The sequence below is a fragment of the Streptomyces sp. NPDC050145 genome, from assembly GCF_044460245.1.
In the GTDB taxonomy this organism is placed as follows: domain Bacteria; phylum Actinomycetota; class Actinomycetes; order Streptomycetales; family Streptomycetaceae; genus Streptomyces.
The window spans coordinates 175,537-194,680 of record NZ_JBITJS010000003.1 but is presented as its reverse complement, the minus strand read 5'-3'; the positions used below and the strand labels follow the sequence as shown (position 1 = coordinate 194,680).

The following is a 19,144-nucleotide window of genomic DNA, read 5'->3' as shown; positions in this document are numbered from 1 at the left end:
GTGAGGTCCGGCGCGGAGCTCGGTGCGGCCGACGGCTGCCGCACGTACATGCCCCTCCGGCACCCGGTTCCCGCCTTATGCGTCACCTGGTATCTTGCTTTGCATGGAACCTGGTCAGTCGATGAAGCAGGCCCGGGCAGCCGCCCAGCTGCGCAAGGGCGTGCTGGAGTACTGCGTCCTCGCCCTGATGCGGGACCAGCCGCGTTACGGCGTGGAGCTGCTCCATGCCCTGGAGGGCTCCGGGGCGCTGGCCACCAGTCAGGGCACCGTCTACCCGCTGCTCTCCCGGCTCCGCCGCGACGACCTGGTCACCACCACCTGGCAGGAGTCCGCCTCCGGCCCACCCCGCCGGTACTACGCCCTCACCGACAGCGGCCGGGCGGCGCTCGACGAGTTCACTCACGTCTGGCCCGGCTTCCGTGATGCCGTCGACACCTTCTTGACCACCCCCCACCCCGCCACCGGAGACCTCGTATGAAGACCACCGACCCCGTACGCGACTACCTCGCCGCCGTCGAGCGCGAGGCCTCCGCACTGCCGGCCGACCGCCGCCAGGAACTCCTCGCCGACCTCGCCGAACACATCGAGGTGACCCGCGCCGAACGCCCCGACACCGCGCTCGGCGACATCCTCCGGGACCTCGGCGACCCCCGCACCATCGCCGCGACCGCACTGGCCGAGGCAGGCGGTCAGGGCTTCGCCTCCTCGGCGCCGGGCCCCGCCGCCGACCGGCGCGGCAAGGTGCGGCCCCTGGTCCCGCTCCTCATGCTCACGCTCCCCTTCCTCGCCGCGGTCCCCTTCCCCGACAGCACCGCCCTGCAGTTCCTCAGCGGCGTGTTCCGCATCGTCGGCGCGATCCTGCTCTGCACCTCTGCCCACTGGACCCCGCTCAAGAAGGCGATCGGCGTCGTCCTCACCTTCGTCCTGCCGACCACCGCCGTCATCATCTGGGAAGAGACCACCGTCGCCCCGGCCGGTGACCTCCCCGCCCTCGTGGCCAACCTCATCACGCTGGCCGTCCTGGCCGGCACGGCGACCTGGCTCTGGCGCACGCGTCGCCCTTGATGCCTCGGGCGGCAGGGGCCGCTCTAGACGGCGGAGTCCCACAGGCCGCAGTGGTGGGCCGCGTGCAGCCCTGATGTGACGGCGTTGCCGCCCGCCGCCGTGGTCCGCAACCGCAGCACGGCCCCGCTCTCCTGGCGTGGCATCGCGGGCTGACCGGCCGAGCGCGGCGCCGAGCCGTGCACGAACGATCCCCAGTACTGCGCCATCTGATCGACCAGCGCCCGCTGTTCGGCAGTGAGGCGCGGTGCGATGCCGTACGGCTTGAAGAGGTAGTTCAGCTCGGCGGCGTGCGTGGCGCCGAAGTCGAAGTCGGCGTTCTGAGGGAGCGAGGCGAACAGCGGCGAGGTGCGATCGGCGAACTCGTACGTGTACACGGGACCCCGAGCGGCGAGGCTCTGGTCCACGCGCAGCGCCGGGCAGGCGAAGAGCCGGTCCCCGAAGGCGGCGCCGTAGGCGTATCCGGGTCGCTCGTACGACGACAGCGGGTAGGTCGCCAGCGCCTCAGCCCCGGTCTTGGCTCCGAACGCCGAGGTGAGCGCCTTCGCATAGCCGTCCGCGGTCAGGGGGGTGCCCCACCGGTCGAAGGAGTCGTAGGCGAAGACGAGGCCCTCGTTGCTGTTGGCCCCGTTCATGACCGGCACCCGGGCCGCCTCCCCCGAAGCGAACGCCTCGGTGGGCTGCTGTGGCAGCGATGCTCCGCCGACGGTGTACGTCCAGTCGGCGGCGCCGGTGCCTTTCTGGGCGTCGAGGATCTCCTTGGTGGATTTGCCGCGCAGACACGCGGCGGCCGAGGCGGGCTGTGCGCACCCGAGCTTCGCCGCGAACGCGAGCCCCGACTTCTCGGCCTCCTCGCGGTTGCGGCCCGCGCAGTCGCCGTACGTCCCGCTCTGGATGACGGCCGCCCGGTACATGCCCCGGCTACCGGGCGAGGCGAGCTGAGCGCACACGGCGCCGCCGCCGGCCGACTCGCCGGCCAGCGTCACCCGGTGCCGGTCGCCGCCGAAGCGGCCGATGTTGGTCTGCACCCAGCGCAGCGCCTGCTGCTGGTCCAGGAGGGCGAAGTTGCCCGTGGTGCCCGGCAAGGTGAGGAAACCGGCCGCGCCCAGGCGGTAGTTGAGCGAGACCACGACGGTGTTCGTGGCCCGCGCGAACGTGTCGGGCACGATGTCCCGTGCGGCACCGCCGATGTTCGCGCCGCCGTGGATCCACACCATGACCGGCAGCTTGCCCCGCCGGGATGCGGCGGGCGGGGTGTAGACGTTGACGTCGAGACAGTCCTCGGCGGTCTGCTGCTTCTCGTGGCCGGGCGCCCAGTAGGTGTTCTGGGCGCAGTCGTTCCCGTACGAGGTGGCGTCCTTCACCCCGTGCCACCGCGCCGAGGGCCGTGGTGCGCGCCACCGCAGGTCGCCGCTCGGGGCCTGGGCATAGGGGATGCCGAGGAACTGCCGCCCCTCGGCGGTCCGCTCGCCACGGACCCAGCCGTCGGCCGTACGGACGAGCGGGGCGCCGACCCCGGACGTTGCCGTTGCCGGGAGCGGCGAGAGCACCACGGCGGCGACGGCGAGCGGTGCCAGGACGCGCCGCACAGGACGCACCAGTCTTGCGGGGACAATCATGAGGGACTCCTGGTGACAGGAAGAGCCGGAAGGGAACCGCGCGAGGCGAGCATAGGTGACTAGTGCCATAGGTGACTAGTGGCATGCCCTGGGCGGCCGGGAAGCGGGCAGGCGGATCGAGTAGAGGTGGGACAGCAATGAAGTTCGAGCACGTGCTGCTGGGTTTCGTGGCGATGCGACCGTGCACGGGCTACGACCTGAAGCGGTGGCTGGACAGCGAGATGGGCCGGATGACCCGGCTGCCGCGCCAGCAGAGCCAGATCTACCGGACGCTGGCCCGGATGGCCGCCGACGGCTGGGTCACCTACACCGTGGAACGCAACGAGGGCCGCCCCGACGCGAAGATCTACACCGTCACGCCCGAAGGCCGGAAGGTCCTTCAGGACCGCCTCGCCGAGCCCTACTCACCCGCGGCCGACTTCGGCGACCCCGAGTTCCTGATGCGCTACCTGTTCGCGATCTTCCTCGACCGCGCGCAGCACATCGACCTCATCCGCACCGAACTCTCCGCCCGCACGGCCCAGATGGAGCGCTTCCGCAGCCGCGAGATCCGCGACGAGCCCTGGGTGCCCGACGTGGACCGGCGGCGCATGACGCGCATCCTCGACCACGTCCACGACTACAAGGAACACACGCTCCGCGCGCACGTGGAGTGGCTGGAGCGAATGCTCGCCGAGCTGACCTCGTCCTGACCTCACCCCGCCCGGTGGGCCCCTCACGCGGCCCGGCGAGCGCCTGCCGTCGCGGCGGCCAGGAAGAGAACGGCGAGCAGGGCGAACGGCCACGGGGAGGAATCGCCGTTCACCTCCGGGGCCACGCGCCGCGCGGAATCGAAGGTCACGCGGATCTTCCCGCCCTTGGCGCCGAGCCGCTCACGCTTCGTCAGCGCGTCCGGGTAGCCGCCCGGGCAGCGCAGCGCGTGATGGTAGACGGTGATCTCCACGTCACCGTCGCCGAATCCCTTCTGCTGCTCTTCGGTGACCTTGCCGATGACGCAGGTGACGGCCTCGTCCCGGGAGGCCGATCGATCCGCGGCGGCCACGCACAGCAGTAGCGCGGCGGCCAGCGCGAGCGCCCCGAAACACCCCGTGGCGCCGCCCACGAGACGGAGGTAGACCACCAGAGCACCGCCCCGCCGGTCACCGCGACCGCACCGGGTGGTGCCGACAGGCTCCCGAACGACCAGGCCGCCCAGCCGTACAGCACCGCGGCCGCGACGGCGCACGGCCAACGCGGCCATCCGCTTCGCCGGCGACGCAGCCTCGCCCCCGGCCTCTCCCACTGGATCCACTCCCGGCATGGACACCACCCCCACCCCATGGACGCCCGTTCCAGGGGCGCGGTTTCCCCATCCGGACATGGCACTAAGATCGCGTTCCAGTTCAGGCGAGCTGCTCGGGGGGAGACAGCAGAATGCAGCCGATGGGACCCGACGAGCCGTCACATCTCGGGCTGTTTAGGGTGATTGCCGTACTCGGTCAGGGGGGCCTACACGGCGCCGGTGATCGACGCCGACCCGGACGCACCCGCGCCGTGGCTGGCCTCACTGTTCCTGCCGGGCCCCTGCCGGAGGAGACGGTGCACCGCATCGCCGCCGGGCTCGCCCCCCGACTGCGCCGAGGCGACCGCGGAGCTGCCCCTGCCGGAGCGACGCAAGGACATGGACAACACCAGTGACAGCTCCACGTCCGCCGAGACCCGCTGCTACTGGTACGAGCACAACGAGCTCTTGGCGGGCGGCTGGGAGCCCACCTCTCAGGCCGATGTCAGCTGGCATCTGCGCCGCACCGTGGGCTCCTCCGAGAACAGCACGGAGGTCCAGCGGGCGGACTTCGCCGACAGCGCGCACGACGGGCGCCCCGCGACCGGCCTCGCCTTCGCCGACGAAGCGTTCTGGGCACCTGCGTCCGCACTCGGCTCGAGTACCTGCGCCCTGTCGGTCCGCTCGGCGAACCTCGTCGTGGACGTCGTGCTCACCGGTGAGCGCCACCCTGCGAGCACCTGCGAACAGGAGGCGGTCAAGATCGCCGAAGCAGCCGTGAAGGGCGTCCCTGAGAAGCCGTGAGCGGGCCGGTCGGGACACCGACGCAGCCGGCCCCCGCCCTTGTGGGGAGGGGGCCGGCCGCGACGGAGCGGCGAACGTCAGCTGCAGTGGTTGAAGTTGGCGGTGCGGTAGTAGACCGTCTTCCACTCACCCTGGTTGTACATCTGCCAGTAGCCGCCGGTGACCCGGCGGAAGCCGACGTTCTTGCCCGTCCTCGCGCCCGACGCGGTCCGGCCCTCGTACCAGAAGGTGCCGGTGGAGCCGTTCCAGCTGCTCACGAAGACGCGGGACGCGGCCTTCTTGAAGGTGTTCGGGCCGACCTTGCCGTCCGCGGTCAGTCCGTAGCGGCTCTGCCAGCGCTTGGTCGAGTACGTGGTGTTGGCGCCGAACCGGCAGTCGATGTCCGACAGGTCGGTGGGCGTGCCGTTCTGCTCGTAGACGCTGTCCGCCCACAGGATGCCCTGCCACATGGCCGCCAGGTTGCTGTGGCTGTAGGCCGACGCCGAGACCGTGCCCTCGTCGTACCAGTCGTCGCCCCACCCGCCGCCGCCGGTCACCGCTCCCGCCGAGGCGTTGGCCGACGCCGGTGTCGTGGTGAGCGCGGCGCCGCCGGCCAGTACCAGGACCGCTGCGGCCGCGGCAGCCTTCGTACGTACAGACATGTTCGTTTCCCCTCGGTCATGGCCGCGGGCCTGTGTCCCCCGTCGGGACCCCCGTAAGTCCCGCGACCACGACGAGGGCGGCCCACCGTCCCCCGGCTGTTTCGCCCGGGCCGCCCTCGTCGTGGTGAAGAAGCTACGGACCGCCCGGCACCGACACGTCCCCTGGCGGTTGGAGATCGGCCGTGAGAGCCGCGGTACGCCCGCGGTTCCTGCAACTTCCGTAGTACAGCGGAAGGTTGACGCCGCACCTCCGGCCGCCCGGCTACGCTGCGACGGTGTGGCACCCGCGGATCAACGGACCCCGGCGCCCCCTGGTGGTGGACACCGGCATCGCGCTCGCCTATCTGGCATGCGCCCTGCTGCTGGGCCGACAGGACAGCCGCGAGGGCTACCCGAGCCTCGACGCCCTCGGCCTCACGCTCACCTGCGTGATCAACCTCGCCCTCGTCGCCCGCCGGCGCACCCCGGTCACCGTCGCCGCCGTCGTCTACGGCGTCTGGGCGCTGTACGTGGCCCTCGGCTACTGGCCGGCGGTCAACAGCCTCGCCTCGCTGCTGGCCCTCTACACCGTCGCCGCCACCCGCCCGCTGCGCACCGCGGTCGCGGCGGCCGTCGCCCTCGGCGCGGTCTGGGTGTACGCGGGGTACGCGGCGCCGGACGGCTCCGTGACGGCCGCCGCCGCGATGGCGGTCGTCTTCCCGGCGATCCTGGTCCGGTTCGGGCAGTCCGCGCGGCAGTCGGAGCGGCGCGGGGAGCGACTCGCCGAGCTGACACGGCAGTTGCGCGCGGAGCGCGACGAGAACGCGCGGCGGGCCGTGGCCGAGGAGCAGGCGCGCATCGCGCGCGAGCTGCATGACGTGATCGCGCATCACATGTCGGTGATATCCGTGCAGTCGGGCCTGGCGCGCTACGTCTTCACCACCGCCCCCGACACCGCGCGGACCGCGCTCGCGACCATCGAGAGCACCTCCAGCGAGGCGCTCATGGAGATGCGCCGCATGCTGACGCTGCTGCGCGGCCGGGCGAACGGCGGCCCCGAGTCGTACGAGCCCGTGCCCGGCCTGGACGAACTGGGCGAACTGGTGGAGCGGGTGCGCACGGGTGGGGTGCCGGTGGACCTGATCGTCGAGGGTCCGGAGCGGGCGCTGCCTCCGGGCGTGGGACTGTGCGCGTACCGGGTGGTGCAGGAGGCGCTCACCAACGTGCTGAAGCACGCGCGGCCGGCGAGCGCCGTGGTGCGGGTGTCGTACGGGACGCACGCGCTGCGGGTGAGCGTCACCGACGACGGCGCGGCCTCCATGAGGGCGAAGGCGTCGGAGCGGACCGACGTGGCACCGGAATCAGGAACGGGCCACGGACTGATCGGCATACGGGAACGCGTGCGGCTCTACGGCGGTAGCGTGGAGATCGGCCCGCGCCCAGAGGGGGGCTTCCAGGTCCGGCTCACCTTGCCGACGTCCGCTCCGTCGGGTCGGGAGGGCGCCGGCGGCTGAGGGGATGTCGGCGGTCGATGACGCGGGTGCTCGTGGTGGACGACCAGTTCCTGGTGCGTGCGGGGATCGTGGGACTGCTGGAGGCGGCCGACGGGTTCGAGGTGGTCGGCGAGGCGGCGGACGGTGCGCAGGCGGTGTCGGAGGCGCTGCGCTGCCGGCCCGAGGTGATCCTGATGGACATCAGGATGCCGGGGATGAACGGCATCGACGCCATGGAGCGGATCCTGGCCGCCGACTGCGAGCCGCTGCCCCGGGTGCTGATCCTCACGACGTTCGACCTCGACGAGTACGTGTTCCACGCGTTGCGCGCCGGCGCGTCCGGCTTCCTGCTGAAGGACACCGGGCCGGAGCGGCTGTTGACGGCGGTGGCCGCGGTGGCCGGCGGCGACACCCTCTTCGCGCCGAGCGTCACCCGCCGCCTGGTCGAGACGTTCACCGCGCCCTCGGCATCGGTGCCTCCTCTGCCCGCCCCGCCCGCGCTGGCTCAGTTGACGGCGCGGGAGACGGAGGTGCTGCGGCTGACGGGCCGCGGCATGTCCAACACGGAGATCTCGGAACGGCTGTTCATCTCCGAGGCCACGGTCAAGACGCACCTGAACCGCGCGATGACCAAACTGGGCCTCACCAGCCGGGCCCAGGCGGTGGTCCTGGCGTACGAGGCGGGGCTGGTGGCGCCAGGGGGCCAGTGACCACACCCGTAGCGGGGAGCGCTCCCCGCTACGGATGCTATCGTCGGACACGGAACCGGGGATCACTCCCCACTTCATCCTGCGGGCAGGGCGCCCGCCGGTCGTTCGCGAGGAGGAGGGGCAGCGTGTCCGACACCGCACTCGTGCTCGGAGGTGGCGGGCCGGTGGGTGGGGCCTGGCTGGCGGGGGTGCTCGCCGGGCTCACCGAGGCCGGGATCGATCTCCGCGGCGCCGATGTCGTCATCGGCACTTCCGCCGGCGCCGTGTTCGGATCCCGGCTCCTGGCCGGCGTCCCGGCCGCTGAGCTCTACGAGCGCCAGCTCTCCGGAGCCGACGCGGTCCGTCTGCCGGTGACGGTGCGCCAGACGGCACGTTTCCTGTGGGCGGCGCTCGGCTCGCGCGATCCGCAGCGGTCCGTCGAACGCCTGGCCCGGGCCGCGCTCCGCGCCCCGACCGGCCCCGAGTCGGAGGTCTTCGACACGGTCGGCACGCTTCTGGGCGACGTCCACGCCTGGCCCGAGCAGGAGCTCAAGGTCACCGCGGTCGACGCGCGGACCGGGCAGGTCGAGGTGTTCGACGCGCGCTCGGGAGTGCCCCTCCGCAAAGCGGTCGCGGCGAGCTGCGCCGTACCTGTCGTCTGGCCGCCGGTCACCGTGGCAGGCCGGCGCTGGATGGACGGCGGCAGCCGGTCGACCGCCAACCTCCAGCTCGCCCGCGGATACCGCCACGTACTGGCGGTCGTCCCGATCCCCCAGGCGGTCGGACCGCATCCGAGCGCCTCGGAGCAGGCCGCGGAACTGTCCCAGGACGGGGCACGCGTCACCCTGCTCGCCCCGGACCGCGCCGCGCGCCGCGTCATGGGCCGCAACATGACGGACGACACCCGGAGGCCGGCCGCCGCCCGGGCCGGTCACGCGCAGGCCCGCGCCATGGCCTCTTCCGTGGCCGACGCCTGGCGGGGATGACGTTCAGTCCAGCCCCGACCCTGACCAGCCGCCGGCCCGTGGCGAGGTACGCGGTTCAGCGGAGGGCCGCCACGGCCTCCTCGGCCGCGGCCAGGATGCGGTACAGCACGGGGACCGGGATCGCCGGGTTGGTGACCGCCGTGCCTGCCGTGTCGCGGTCCTGCAGCAGCCCGGCGAGGACACAGGCCGGCAGCCGCGGGTTGCGCATCGCGGTCGCGCGGACGTGGGCCGCCGGGTCGTTCAGGAGCCGTACCGCGTCGGCCGGTGAGAGACGGGGGTCCTCGGCGGCGCGCCGGCGCACCTCGGTCTCGGGGTCGCGGGCGAGGCGCGCCACGTCGCCGGGCGTGGACTCGGGGTCGTCCAGGGCCAGGCGGCGCATGCGTCCCTCGGGATCGTTCGCGTGGCGCAGCAGGTCCGTGCGCGGGAAGTTGGGGTGGCTGCGCGGGCGGTCGGGGTGACTGAAGCTGCCGTCCCACCAGCGCCAGACCTCGAGGAGCATGTCCCCCGGCGCGTCGTCGCACGATTCGGCGAGGAACAGGCGGACCGTGCGGTCCTCGTCCCGCGCCAGACGCTCCACGACATCCGGGGGAAGGTGCCGTGCGCGGGCCACGCTCCGGCGGACGAGCGGATGGGACGACGCGGCGAGGCGCCGCATCGCGTCGGCGTCACCGTGCAGCTCCTCGATCCAGGACAGGGTGTACGACATCGATGCCGGGTCGAAGTCGTGGCGCACGGCGGCGCGTTGTTCCTCGTCGAGGTCGGCACGCACGGCCACGGCGGCGCGGACGCCGTCGTCCGGATCCTGCGCCAGGACGGCGACGCCGTCCGCGCCCAGCCTCGGGTTGGCGGCCAGCACACGGCGCACCGCCGGGTCCGCGTCCCGGACCAGGTCCGCTTCCAACTCTGCTGAGAGACAGCACTGTTCGAGCGCCCGACCATGGATCTCGGGGTGCGCGGCGAAGACCTCGCGGGGCATGGGTACGTCGCCGTGGGTGTGGTGGGCGAGCAGTGCCGCTGTACGTACTGCGCCATCGACGTCGGCCAGTAGCCGCCTCTGCTGCGTCGCGGCGAGGTCGTTCCACCGGGCGCAGGCAGCGGCCCGTACGCGGGGGTCGGCGTCGGTCGCGAGGTCCGGGAGGTGGTGGGCGGGCAGCCCGGGCAGTGCGGCGGCTTGTGCGCGGGACGGGCCGGCGAGGAGGTCGTCGTACAGGTCCTCGGGGATCTGGATGCCGCGGGCACCGGCCTGCTGGGCCCACAGCACCTGCCGGCTCGGCGATGGTTCGGCGCGGATCAGGCGCAGCCACTGGTCGGGGGTGAGCTTGGGCCGGAAGGTGTCCGCGGGGCGCGCCCGCACGGCCGGATCGGGGTGGGCCAGGGCGGCGTCGAGGACGGCGGGCCGGTCGCAGCCGTGCAGGAAGCCCGTCTCCACGTCCAGCAGCCGGATCAGGAGTGCGTCCGGCGCGGAGGGATTGGACCCGATCCAGTCCGCCCAGTGGAGGGGCAAGGCCTGCCGACCGGGCACGGCCTCCCACACCTCGGCGCGCTGGGTCTCCGTCTCGCGCCCGGCGGCCACGGCGGCCTCCTCCAGTCGCGCCGGCAACCGGTCTACGGCCGTCGCCCGGGGCCCGTCCGCGCCGGGCACCCGTGCGAGCAGCACCTGCCCGTCGAGGGAGAGGGCCACGAATCCGGGATCGCCGGTGAGCTGCGGCACGGCGGTGCCGTCGGTGGAGCCAATGGAGCGGACCCGGGTCCACCAGGCGTCGTTGCCGCCGATCCGGTGTCCGAGGACGGCGACCAGGAACTCGCCGTCGGCGCCCGCGAGTCGGCGCCACCAGGCTTCGTCGATCGTGCCCCGCTCCGCGCCGTCGGGCGCCGCGATCCCCCGCGCGACCCGCCATGCCGCCTCGGGCGGGAACAAGCCGCCGGGACGCTCCTCCCCGACGACCGTCAGTCCGACGTGGGCGAGCAGTTCGTGGAGCTTCTCCTGGCGTGGCACGCGGTGATGATCCCCCGCGGGCTCACTGCGGGACAAGGCGGTTCCGGATCAGGTGACCTGCTCTGACACCCTGGCCGGAGCCGCTCGCGCGGCACCGACGTCCTAGAGTGGCGCCGTACGCGCAGTCGCCGCACCGGAGGGATCAGTGAGCAAGGTGAGGATCGTCGTGGACGACCTGTCCGGACCCCGGATCGCCCAGTTCCTCGCCGAGCACGTCGAGCAGATGCGGTCCCTCACCGCCCCGGAGAGCAAGCACGCACTCGACCTCGACGGGCTGCGCCGCCCCGAGGTCACCTTCTGGTCGGCGCACGAGGGCGACGCCGTCGTGGGGTGCGGGGCGATCACCAGGCTGGACGCTTCTCACGCCGAACTGAAGTCGATGCGGACCGCGCCGACGCGCACCCGCGGCGGGATCGCCTCCCGACTGCTGGAGCACATCCTCACCGAGGCCGAGACGCTCGGCTTCACCCGGCTGAGCCTGGAGACCGGCGCGGCCGACTTCTTCCTCCCCGCCAGAAGGCTCTACGAGAAGTTCGGGTTCGACTACTGCGCGCCCTTCGCCGACTACCGGCCGGACCCCAGCAGTGTGTTCATGACGAGGTCTCTCTGACGATCCGGGCCTGCTTGCCGCGCCCCGCGCTCCGAACGCCCGCCCCTAGGATCTTCCTATGAAGATCGAATCCGTGATCGCGAAGCTCGTCGAGGATCTGGAGAGCGGGGACTCTGCTCAAGTCGCCGTGGCGGTCGAGCAGTTGGCGGCGCTTGGCGAACCTGCGCTGCCGGAGTTGCTGCGCGGTGCGACCGGCCAGGCGGCGATACGCCACATCGATGCGTACAAGAAGGTGCTGGGACTCATCGGGCCGCCGGCCTTCGACGAGGTCCTCGCTGCCACGCGCCGCGGGGAGTTGCACGGTTTCGTGGTCAGCCGGCTGCTCAGCTGCTTCGACGAGCGCTGCGCCGAGCGGTACGCGGCGCTGGCGGTCGACCCAGACCGTGATCTCGCGTACTACGGCTTCCAGGGGCTGATCAGGCTGAAGGTGGACTCCGAGGCCGGGCTGCGCGCCCTGCTGGAGGTCGTCGCCCGGGGCGGTGACTCCGCGGGCAACGTCTCCGCGTACGCGCGCGCCCTATACGAAGCCCGAGCGCCGCGGCTGCGATCCCTGCGCCGGGATCCCGCTGCTTCCCGGACGGCGCGGCGGGGTGCGCTCGGCGTGCTGCTCGAGGGCGGAGGTCTCGACGCGCTCGACGAGCGCGACCGCACGCTGGTGGAGCGGCTGGTGCGGGTGAAGATTCCGGGCGAGGTCGGCGGGCTGCCGTCGCCGCAGCTCAGCGGCTGGTGGCTGGCCGTGCCGGGGGCGACGTACGAGGGTGTCTTCGACGCGCTGGGTCTGCACGACCGCCGTCCGGTGACGGTCGCGGCGGGCGTGGCGGCCGCGTACGGCGAGGAGATCCGGATCCCCGCCCCGGACGATCCGGAGCGTGGCGTCGGCCGGGCCTTCGTGACACCCGAACTGGACGGCTGGCGGCTGGTGTTCGGCCAGTTCGAGCTGCTCGTCGGCGACGACCACTGGAACGACATGATCGAGACCGTGGAGCGCGTCAGCGACGCGTGCGGACACGCCCAGCTCTTCTACGTCGACGGGGCCGAGGGCTCGGACCTCTGGTTCGTGGCGGAGGACGGCCTGGTGATCCGGCGCTACGCGGCCCACAGCGACCCGGAGTGGGAGGGTGACCCGCTGCCGTGGGAGGACCTCGCCATGAACGAGCCCGGCTTCGACCCCGAGTCCGACGAAGCGGATCCCGAGGCCGGCACGGCGGGCGCCCGCATCGCCTGTGAGTACCTGTCGGTCGATCCGGACCTGGTGGGCGCGGGAACGGTCGTGCGCGGTCATGGCTGGCTGGCGGTCACGGCGCCGGACGTGGGGCACGGGCCGTTCCCGGGACTGCTGCCCGTCTGACCCGGTCACGGCTGGAGGTCGGTCACTCCTGCGCCGGTGGTGACGTCGAGCGGCACCGAGACCTGGTCGTGCGCGATCAGCCACGTCCCGCCGATCTTGCGCAGGCAGTGGGTGGCCCTGACCCACATGCCGCCGATCGCCGTCCCGTCCTTGAGCGTGCCGCCGAGGCAGCCGAAGCCGTGGGCGAAGGCGACGTCGCCGCCCACGGTCACCGTCAGGTCGCGCACCTCGTAGGTGACGGTCTCGAAGGCGGTGAAGACGGGGGTCCAGTTGGCGAGTTTGGCGTCGACACCCACGTGCTGCAGGGGCGGCTGGACGTCGAAGGACACGATGTCCGGTGCGTAGAGCCGCCTCAGGGCTTCGAGGTCCTTCTTCTCGAGTCCTTCGACGAGCTTGTCGATGTGCCGACGGATCTCGGCTTCGTCCGTCGCCTGCTGTTGTGTGGCCATGGGGTCCATCTTCCCTTCTCCTGACGTCAGTTGGCGCGTGCGCTGCGCTGTCAGTGCAGGATCTCGACGCGCACGCGTTCGTCGGCCGTCCCGATGTCCCAGAAGCGAGCGGTTCCCCGTGCGGTGCTGAAATCTCCGGTGCCGCCGGTGACGGCCATGTCGAGGGCACTCGGTCCGCTCGTCCACAGCGACTGCATGGTCAGCGAACCGCGGTCCAGCTCCATCGTGATCAGGCACTGTGTGGTGGGGGTATCGCCCTCCACCTGGACGACCTCGCAGGTGCCGCCGCCGTGCCCGACGGTACGGCCGTCCTCCAGCGCCGCGCCGGAGTAGACGTAGGTGTCGCCCAGACTCGGCCCTTCGGGTGCCTTGTCGTCGGCGGCGTACTGGTCGTTGCGGACCTTGAGTTCGAGCACTTCGGGTTGCCCGTCGTGCGGGGTGTCCGCCCCGGCGCCGGCGGCGGTGCCGGCGCCGATCACGACCGCGGCGACGACGGCGGCCGCGATCCTCCTGCGCCTCGCTTGCGCGCCGCAGGCCTTGGCCTCGGCCTCGGCCTCGGGCGATCTCCGCGCGTTCCTGAACATGACGGGCTCCTTCGCTGCGATGTGCCGCGATGTGGTGCGACAGCGGCTGACACCACGACGGTATGCCCGTGGAGCTATCACGTCTAAGATCTGTATTGCTATGGAGTGATGCCCTGGGAGGCATGCCCGGGTACGAGGAGAGGGTGACGGATGGACCTCAACTCGCTGCGGCAGTTCCTGGCGGTCGCACGACTGGAGCACCTCAGCCGTGCGGCAGAGGAACTGCGCGTCGCCCAGCCGTCGTTGAGCCGCACCGTCGCCCGGCTAGAGAAGGAACTCGGCACTCCCCTGTTCGACCGGGCCGGCCGGCTGCGCCTCAACGATGCCGGTCGCCTCTTCCGCGACTACGCCGAACGATCGCTGGGCGAACTCGAGGCGGGGCGGCGCGCGGTCGCCGAACTCGCCGGCGAAGGCTTCGGCAGCGTACGCCTGGCGTCCGAGACCTTCCTGACCTTCACCGGACCGCTCGCGGCGTACAAGCGGGCCCACCCGGACATCGAGGTCGAGCTCCACCAGGCACCCGCGACGGACATGGCCCGCCGACTGCTGACCCAGGAGGTCGACCTGTGCGCGGCCTCGCAGCCGATCCCCACCGACGGCCTGGAATCGGTGCAACTGCTCGACGAGCCGGTGTGGTTGGTCACCCCACCCGGTCACCCGCTCGCCGGCCGCTCCTCGGTGACCGTCCCGGAGCTCGCCGGCGAGGGCTTCATCGCCGCCCAGCCGGGGCACTGGCAACGCCGCCTGCTCGACCGGCTGTTCGCCGCGCACGACCTCGCCCCGCGGATCGTGTGCGAAGGGGACGAGCTGAGCGCGATCGCGGCACTCATCCAGGCAGGGCTCGGCGTCGGCCTCGTACCCGACCTCGCTCGGCGCCTCGCCCCGCCCGGCGCCGCCGCCTGGATCACCGTCGACAGCCCCGAGTGCCGCCGCAGACTCACCCTCCACTGGGGCTCCGGCACCCGGCTGACCGCCGCCGCCCGCCTGATGCGCACGACGATCAGCGAGTGGGACTGGAGCGCGGGCCCGCCGCGCTGAATCCTCAGCCCCGGATGTTCAGTACGGGATCCAACATGAGGTGATGGGTGGGCCGGCCGGGGTCTTCCAGTCGCCCCACGAGCAGTTTGACCGCCTCGGCGCCCACCGCGCGGCGGGGTGGAGCCACGGCGGTGAGCGGAGGCTCGGCGAGGGTGGCGAGCTCGTCGTCGTAGGTGACGACGGCGAGGTCGCCGGGCACCTGGACCCCGGCGGCCTGCAGGCGGCTGACCAGGGGCAGGGCGATGGAGTCGTTGTGGACCAGGATCGCGTCCACCAGTCCGTCCCGCACGCACCCCGCGAGCTGGGCGCACTTGTCGTCGAGGTCCGCGAGATCGTGCTCCGAGAGAACTCCGGGAACCTCGGGCGGGCACGGGTTCAACTTCAGCGCGGTCAGGGCCTGTTGGAACCCCACCTCCAGCATGGGGGAGGTCATGGTGGCGAACTGCAGCAGGGCGATGCGGGTGCGTCCCGACCCGGCCAGGTGGCGCACGGCCAGGTAGGCGCCGTACTCGTGGCTGGTCGCGACGTGTTCGGCCGCGCCCGAGTCGAGGCCGACCCGGCGCTCGGCGAGCACGACGGGAACGGGGAGTTCATTCAGCCAGGCCTCGGTGCCGGGTGAGGTGCGGGGGTCCTCCGCGGTGGTCACCAGGAGCCCGTCGACGCCGGCGTGCAGCATCTTGGCCACGAGGGCCCTCTCGGTGAAGGCGTTCTGGGACACCTCCACGGTCAGCTCCGCCCCGAGGGCTTCGGCGGCCGCCTTCGCGCCGCTGACGACCTCCGGGTAGTAGTACGAGGAGTGCGGGACGACCATGCCCAGGCTGTACGTCCGGGCGGGTGCCGCGGGGACGCCCGGCGCCGGCCCTCCCGCGGGTGCCGACGTCGCGATGCCGCCCGCCGCCGGCTCCGCGGGCCAGACGACCGCGCCGTGCACCCGGTTCACCGTGCCTCGCCGCGCCAGTTCGCGTACGTCTCCGCGCACGGTGACGGCGGCGACGTCCAGCATCTCGGCGAGCTCGCCGATCTTGATCGACCCGCGCTCCCGCACGGTCTCGACGATCGCCCGCTGCCGGTCTTCCGCATGCATCAGGTGCTCCCCCTGTTTCACTCCCTGCCCGGCCGGACCCAAACGATATCACTTTCGACAGCCGAGGCAAGGCTTCCCCATAGCGGGGCAGGGCGGGCGGAAGCTTGGGACAGAGAGGCACCTCTCGCCAAGGAAAGATAGCACCAAGCTTTCGGTATCAAGTGGAGAACAAAGTATTGACGAAGCCTTCGCTCTATCGAATGATTTCGTTCGACATCACAACGAACGATCGGCGGACCTCATGCTTCGCAAAGCCGCGGTTGCCCTGGCCGGTTCGGTCACGGCGCTCGCTCTGCTCGCCACTGGATGCGGCGGTGGAGGACAGGACGCATCTTCCGATGCCAAGAAGAGCGGAACGGTCACCTTCTGGTCCTTCGTCAAGGGGTCCGAGGAGGTGGCCGCGGCCTTCAACCGGAGCCACCCGGACATCAAGGTGAAGTTCGAATCGGTTCCGTCGGGCCAGGAGTACTACTCCAAGCTCACCAACGCCGTGAAGGCGGGCACCGCACCCGACGTGGCCGTCGTCGAGTACCCGAACCTGCCGGAGTTCGCCGCCCAGGGCAAGGTCGAGGACCTCAGCGACACGCTCGGGCCGACCGTGAAGGACAAGTTCCCTCAGTCGGTCCGTCAGCTGGTCGAACTCGGCGGCCACACCTGGGGCGTCCCGCGGGACGCGGCGCCCCTGAACCTGATGTACCGCAAGGACTTCTTCACCCGGCACAAGATCGGCGTGCCGGCCACCTGGGACGCCTACCGCACCATGACCGAGCAGGTGAGGAAGGCCGACGGGGACGCCCGCGGCGGAGTCCTCTACACCAACAACCCCGGCCAGCTCGCCGCGCTGGCCTGGCAGGCCGGCGGTCGCTGGTTCGCCACCGACAAGGACGCGTGGCGGGTCACCGTCGACGACGCGCCTTCGAAGAAGGTCGCCGACTTCTGGGGCTCGCTCGCCCGCGAGGACCTCGTCCGCTCCCTGAGCGACGCCGACCCGTTCTGGACCAGTGTGCAGAAGGGGCGGACGGTCGCCTACGTCTGTGCCAGCTGGTGCGCGGGCGCGCTGCAGGCCACCGTTCCCGACCAGAAGGGGAAGTGGGCCGTGGCGCCCGCGCCCACCTGGGACGGCAAGCCCGCCTCGGCCATGTTCGGAGGCTCCTCCTTCGTGGTCCCGAAGGGCGCCCACCACACCGGGGCGGCGGCGGAGTTCATCAAGTGGATCACCACGGACCCCGAGGGCATGAAGGCGTGGGTGGCCTCCGGGACCAGCAGCATGTTCCCGGCCGACCCCACCCTCGTACCGGTCACGAAGAAGGCGTTCGGGACGGACTACTTCGGTGGCCAGGACGTCTACGCCGTGGGCGCCGCCTCCTACGAGGCGATCCGGAAGGGCTGGACGTGGGGCCCCGTCATGGGCACCACCAACACCGCGCTCGCCGACCAGCTGCCGAAGGTCGCCGAGGGCAAGGCCGCCCTGCCGGCCGTGCTCGGCCAGGCGGAGCAGGTCACTGTCCGGCAGATGCGACAGCGCGGCATGAAGGTCTCCGCCCCCTGACCGCCCGGGGGGGGGGGGGGGGGGGGGGGCGCGCGCCCCCGCCCCCCGGCCCCCCCCCCCCCCCCCCCCCCCCCCCGCCCCCCCCCGCCCCACTCCGGAAGGCCGTCATGGCACGTTCCTCGACCACGCTCGCCCGGAGCCAGCGTCGCACCGCGGCCCTGCTCCTGACTCCGTTCTTCGGCTTCTTCGCCGCCGTCACCCTCGCTCCCCTGCTGTACGCCGCCTGGCTCAGCCTCTTCACCACCCGCACCTCCGGACTCGGCTTCGGCGGCACCGAGCAGGTCTTCGCCGGCTGGGACAACTACCTGCACGCGCTGGCCGATCCGGCGTTCCGCGACGGATTCCTCGTCATCGCCCTGTACTGCGCGGTGTACATCCCCGTCATGATCGGCGGAGCGCTGGCCCTCGCCCTGCTGCTCGACAGCGGTCTGGCCAAGGCCCGGTCCTTCTTCCAGCTCGCGCTGTTCCTGCCGCACGCCGTGCCGGGGCTGATCGCCGCGCTGATCTGGGTCTACCTCTACACCCCGGGCCTCAGCCCGGTCGTCGAACTGCTGCAGTCCGGCGGCTTCGGCGTCGACTTCCTGGCGGCCGACACCGCCGTCGCCTCCGCCGCCAACATCGCCGTGTGGGAGTGGACGGGCTACAACATGGTCATCTTCTACGCCGCCCTGCAGGCCGTCCCGCGCGAGACGCTGGACGCCGCGCGGGTCGACGGGGCGGGTGCCCTGCGCACGGCGTGGTCCATCAAGGTGCCGATGATCCGCCCGGCGGTGGCGCTCTCCGTGCTGTTCACCGTCATCGGCTCCATCCACCTGTTCACCGAACCCCGGGTCATCTACAGCGCCTCCACGGCGATCGGCAGCAGCTGGACGCCGAACATGTACGTCCAGACCGCGGCCTTCCAGGACAACGACTTCGGCCTGGCGGCCGCCGCGTCGCTGCTCATCGCCCTGTTCGCCGCCGTCCTGTCCTTCGCCGTCACCCGTATCTCACGCCGCGGGAGCAAGCCGTGACCACCTCCGTCCGCCCTCCCGCCACCCCGCGCACGCCCACGCCCGCCCGCGTCCGGCCGCCCCGCGACCGCCGGCGCGCCCCTCGCCGGTCGTCCGCGTTCCTCTCCAGGACCGGAGTCACCGCACTCCTGGCTCTCGCGACCGTCTACACCCTGGCCCCGCTCACCTGGCTGCTGCTGTCCTCGACCAAGAGCCGCACGGACCTGTTCGGCACGAACGGCTTCGCGCTCGGCGACGACATCCACCTCGGCCAGAACCTCCGGCACCTGTTCACGACCGGGGACGGCGTGTACCTGCGCTGGCTCCTCAACACCGTGCTGTACGCCGGCGTCGGCGCCCTCCTCGCGGCGGTGTTCGGCGTGGCCGCCGGCTACGCCTTCGACAAGCTCGCGTTCCCGGGCAAGGAGCGCCTGTTCTCCCTCGTCCTGCTCGGGGTGATGGTGCCCGCCACGGCCCTCGCGATCCCTCTCTACCTGCTCGCCGCGGAGGTCGGGCTCGTCAACACCTTCTGGGGCGTGTTCCTGCCCGGCCTCGTCTTCCCGTTCGGGGTGTATCTGGCGCGGGTCTTCAGCGCCTCCTACATCCCCGACGAGGTGCTGGAAGCGGCACGCATGGACGGTGCCGGCGAGTTCCGCATCTTCTGCCGGGTCGCGCTGCCGATGATCGCGCCCGGATTCGTGACGATCTTCCTCTTCCAGTTCACCCAGATCTGGAACAGCTTCTTCCTTCCCCTCGTGATGCTGTCCGACAAGGACCTCTATCCCGTCAACCTCGGCCTGTACGTGTGGTACTCGTCCGCGCTGTCCCAGGGCCGCCCCGAGGACTACCTGCTGGCCGTCGTCGGCTCGCTGGTCTCCGTCGCGCCGCTCATCGCCGTGTTCCTGATGCTGCAGCGGTTCTGGAAGTCCGGAATGACCGCCGGCGCCGTCAAGTAGGCGT

20 protein-coding genes are annotated in these 19,144 nt (G+C 71.9%); 13 read left to right on the top strand and 7 right to left on the bottom strand.

Translation table 11 applies throughout. The features are described 5' to 3' along the window. The first annotated feature begins 103 nt into the window (after positions 1-103). The gene (locus ACIBTU_RS07605) at positions 104-478 is read left to right on the top strand and encodes a PadR family transcriptional regulator (protein WP_399125020.1); all 375 of its coding nucleotides are present in this window, start codon (positions 104-106) and stop codon (positions 476-478) included. Then, a complete protein-coding gene (locus tag ACIBTU_RS07600) occupies positions 475-1,065 on the top strand; it encodes an HAAS signaling domain-containing protein (protein WP_399125018.1) in 591 nt (196 codons plus the stop codon). The genes ACIBTU_RS07605 and ACIBTU_RS07600 overlap by 4 nt, the downstream gene beginning before the upstream one ends. A 23-nt stretch (positions 1,066-1,088) precedes the next feature. On the opposite strand, the gene ACIBTU_RS07595 is transcribed toward ACIBTU_RS07600, so the two are convergent. Beyond that, the gene (locus ACIBTU_RS07595; protein ID WP_399125017.1) at positions 1,089-2,681 is read right to left on the bottom strand and encodes a carboxylesterase/lipase family protein; all 1,593 of its coding nucleotides are present in this window, start codon (positions 2,679-2,681) and stop codon (positions 1,089-1,091) included. Positions 2,682-2,818: 137 nt separating this feature from the next. Between ACIBTU_RS07595 and ACIBTU_RS07590 the strand changes: the two genes are divergently transcribed. Further along, complete coding sequence (locus tag ACIBTU_RS07590; protein WP_399125016.1) at positions 2,819-3,373, top strand: PadR family transcriptional regulator; 555 nt, start codon at positions 2,819-2,821, stop codon at positions 3,371-3,373. 23 nt (positions 3,374-3,396) lie between these two features. Here ACIBTU_RS07590 and ACIBTU_RS07585 read toward each other — a convergent pair whose 3' ends face one another. Then, positions 3,397-3,801, bottom strand: coding sequence for a hypothetical protein (locus tag ACIBTU_RS07585; RefSeq protein WP_399125015.1), 405 nt, complete (start codon positions 3,799-3,801; stop codon positions 3,397-3,399). 381 nt (positions 3,802-4,182) lie between these two features. Here ACIBTU_RS07585 and ACIBTU_RS07580 point away from each other — a divergent pair, with 381 nt between their 5' ends. After that, entirely contained in the window at positions 4,183-4,746 is a 564-nt protein-coding gene (locus ACIBTU_RS07580; RefSeq protein WP_399125014.1) for a hypothetical protein, read from the top strand. Between the two features lie 77 nt (positions 4,747-4,823). Here ACIBTU_RS07580 and ACIBTU_RS07575 read toward each other — a convergent pair whose 3' ends face one another. Next, the gene (locus ACIBTU_RS07575; RefSeq protein WP_399125013.1) at positions 4,824-5,387 is read right to left on the bottom strand and encodes a peptidoglycan-binding protein; all 564 of its coding nucleotides are present in this window, start codon (positions 5,385-5,387) and stop codon (positions 4,824-4,826) included. 275 nt (positions 5,388-5,662) lie between these two features. Between ACIBTU_RS07575 and ACIBTU_RS07570 the strand changes: the two genes are divergently transcribed. The 3 genes from ACIBTU_RS07570 (at position 5,663) to ACIBTU_RS07560 (ending at position 8,534) form a co-directional block, all read left to right on the top strand. Beyond that, the gene (locus ACIBTU_RS07570; RefSeq protein ID WP_399125012.1) at positions 5,663-6,880 is read left to right on the top strand and encodes a sensor histidine kinase; all 1,218 of its coding nucleotides are present in this window, start codon (positions 5,663-5,665) and stop codon (positions 6,878-6,880) included. Positions 6,881-6,897: 17 nt separating this feature from the next. After that, a complete protein-coding gene (locus ACIBTU_RS07565) occupies positions 6,898-7,569 on the top strand; it encodes a response regulator (protein WP_399125011.1) in 672 nt (223 codons plus the stop codon). Between the two features lie 125 nt (positions 7,570-7,694). Next, positions 7,695-8,534: a patatin-like phospholipase family protein gene (locus tag ACIBTU_RS07560; protein WP_399125009.1), complete on the top strand. Its 840-nt coding sequence runs from the start codon at positions 7,695-7,697 to the stop codon at positions 8,532-8,534. Between the two features lie 55 nt (positions 8,535-8,589). Here ACIBTU_RS07560 and ACIBTU_RS07555 read toward each other — a convergent pair whose 3' ends face one another. Further along, complete coding sequence (locus tag ACIBTU_RS07555; RefSeq protein ID WP_399125008.1) at positions 8,590-10,530, bottom strand: hypothetical protein; 1,941 nt, start codon at positions 10,528-10,530, stop codon at positions 8,590-8,592. A gap of 154 nt (positions 10,531-10,684) precedes the next feature. Between ACIBTU_RS07555 and ACIBTU_RS07550 the strand changes: the two genes are divergently transcribed. Further along, positions 10,685-11,140 (top strand): GNAT family N-acetyltransferase, encoded by a 456-nt coding sequence (locus ACIBTU_RS07550; RefSeq protein ID WP_399125371.1) that lies wholly within the window; start codon positions 10,685-10,687, stop codon positions 11,138-11,140. 58 nt (positions 11,141-11,198) lie between these two features. After that, complete coding sequence (locus tag ACIBTU_RS07545) at positions 11,199-12,488, top strand: hypothetical protein (RefSeq protein WP_399125006.1); 1,290 nt, start codon at positions 11,199-11,201, stop codon at positions 12,486-12,488. A gap of 5 nt (positions 12,489-12,493) precedes the next feature. Here ACIBTU_RS07545 and ACIBTU_RS07540 read toward each other — a convergent pair whose 3' ends face one another. Next, complete coding sequence (locus ACIBTU_RS07540; RefSeq protein WP_399125005.1) at positions 12,494-12,937, bottom strand: YybH family protein; 444 nt, start codon at positions 12,935-12,937, stop codon at positions 12,494-12,496. 50 nt (positions 12,938-12,987) lie between these two features. After that, positions 12,988-13,521: a hypothetical protein gene (locus tag ACIBTU_RS07535; RefSeq protein WP_399125004.1), complete on the bottom strand. Its 534-nt coding sequence runs from the start codon at positions 13,519-13,521 to the stop codon at positions 12,988-12,990. A 150-nt stretch (positions 13,522-13,671) separates the two neighbouring features. Here ACIBTU_RS07535 and ACIBTU_RS07530 point away from each other — a divergent pair, with 150 nt between their 5' ends. Beyond that, complete coding sequence (locus ACIBTU_RS07530; RefSeq protein ID WP_399125002.1) at positions 13,672-14,559, top strand: LysR family transcriptional regulator; 888 nt, start codon at positions 13,672-13,674, stop codon at positions 14,557-14,559. Between the two features lie 4 nt (positions 14,560-14,563). On the opposite strand, the gene ACIBTU_RS07525 is transcribed toward ACIBTU_RS07530, so the two are convergent. After that, positions 14,564-15,643, bottom strand: coding sequence for a substrate-binding domain-containing protein (locus tag ACIBTU_RS07525; RefSeq protein ID WP_399125001.1), 1,080 nt, complete (start codon positions 15,641-15,643; stop codon positions 14,564-14,566). A 241-nt stretch (positions 15,644-15,884) separates the two neighbouring features. On the opposite strand from ACIBTU_RS07525, the gene ACIBTU_RS07520 reads away from it, so the two are divergent. From ACIBTU_RS07520 to ACIBTU_RS07510, 3 genes are all read left to right on the top strand, one after another. Continuing rightward, positions 15,885-17,192 (top strand): ABC transporter substrate-binding protein, encoded by a 1,308-nt coding sequence (locus ACIBTU_RS07520; protein WP_399125000.1) that lies wholly within the window; start codon positions 15,885-15,887, stop codon positions 17,190-17,192. Between the two features lie 107 nt (positions 17,193-17,299). After that, a complete protein-coding gene (locus tag ACIBTU_RS07515; RefSeq protein ID WP_399124999.1) occupies positions 17,300-18,205 on the top strand; it encodes a carbohydrate ABC transporter permease in 906 nt (301 codons plus the stop codon). After that, a complete protein-coding gene (locus ACIBTU_RS07510) occupies positions 18,202-19,140 on the top strand; it encodes a carbohydrate ABC transporter permease (protein WP_399124997.1) in 939 nt (312 codons plus the stop codon). Before ACIBTU_RS07515 ends, ACIBTU_RS07510 begins: the two co-directional genes overlap by 4 nt. Positions 19,141-19,144 lie beyond the last annotated feature (4 nt).

Coding starts and splice junctions, on each gene's coding strand:
- ACIBTU_RS07545 (WP_399125006.1), top strand. CDS start 11,199: ATGAAGATCGAATCCGTGATCGCGAAGCTCGTCGAGGATCTGGAGAGC.
- ACIBTU_RS07565 (WP_399125011.1), top strand. CDS start 6,898: ATGACGCGGGTGCTCGTGGTGGACGACCAGTTCCTGGTGCGTGCGGGG.
- ACIBTU_RS07515 (WP_399124999.1), top strand. CDS start 17,300: ATGGCACGTTCCTCGACCACGCTCGCCCGGAGCCAGCGTCGCACCGCG.
- ACIBTU_RS07575 (WP_399125013.1), bottom strand. CDS start 5,387: ATGTCTGTACGTACGAAGGCTGCCGCGGCCGCAGCGGTCCTGGTACTG.
- ACIBTU_RS07540 (WP_399125005.1), bottom strand. CDS start 12,937: ATGGCCACACAACAGCAGGCGACGGACGAAGCCGAGATCCGTCGGCAC.
- ACIBTU_RS07600 (WP_399125018.1), top strand. CDS start 475: ATGAAGACCACCGACCCCGTACGCGACTACCTCGCCGCCGTCGAGCGC.
- ACIBTU_RS07530 (WP_399125002.1), top strand. CDS start 13,672: ATGGACCTCAACTCGCTGCGGCAGTTCCTGGCGGTCGCACGACTGGAG.
- ACIBTU_RS07525 (WP_399125001.1), bottom strand. CDS start 15,643: ATGCATGCGGAAGACCGGCAGCGGGCGATCGTCGAGACCGTGCGGGAG.
- ACIBTU_RS07590 (WP_399125016.1), top strand. CDS start 2,819: ATGAAGTTCGAGCACGTGCTGCTGGGTTTCGTGGCGATGCGACCGTGC.
- ACIBTU_RS07595 (WP_399125017.1), bottom strand. CDS start 2,681: ATGATTGTCCCCGCAAGACTGGTGCGTCCTGTGCGGCGCGTCCTGGCA.
- ACIBTU_RS07520 (WP_399125000.1), top strand. CDS start 15,885: ATGCTTCGCAAAGCCGCGGTTGCCCTGGCCGGTTCGGTCACGGCGCTC.
- ACIBTU_RS07605 (WP_399125020.1), top strand. CDS start 104: ATGGAACCTGGTCAGTCGATGAAGCAGGCCCGGGCAGCCGCCCAGCTG.
- ACIBTU_RS07535 (WP_399125004.1), bottom strand. CDS start 13,521: ATGTTCAGGAACGCGCGGAGATCGCCCGAGGCCGAGGCCGAGGCCAAG.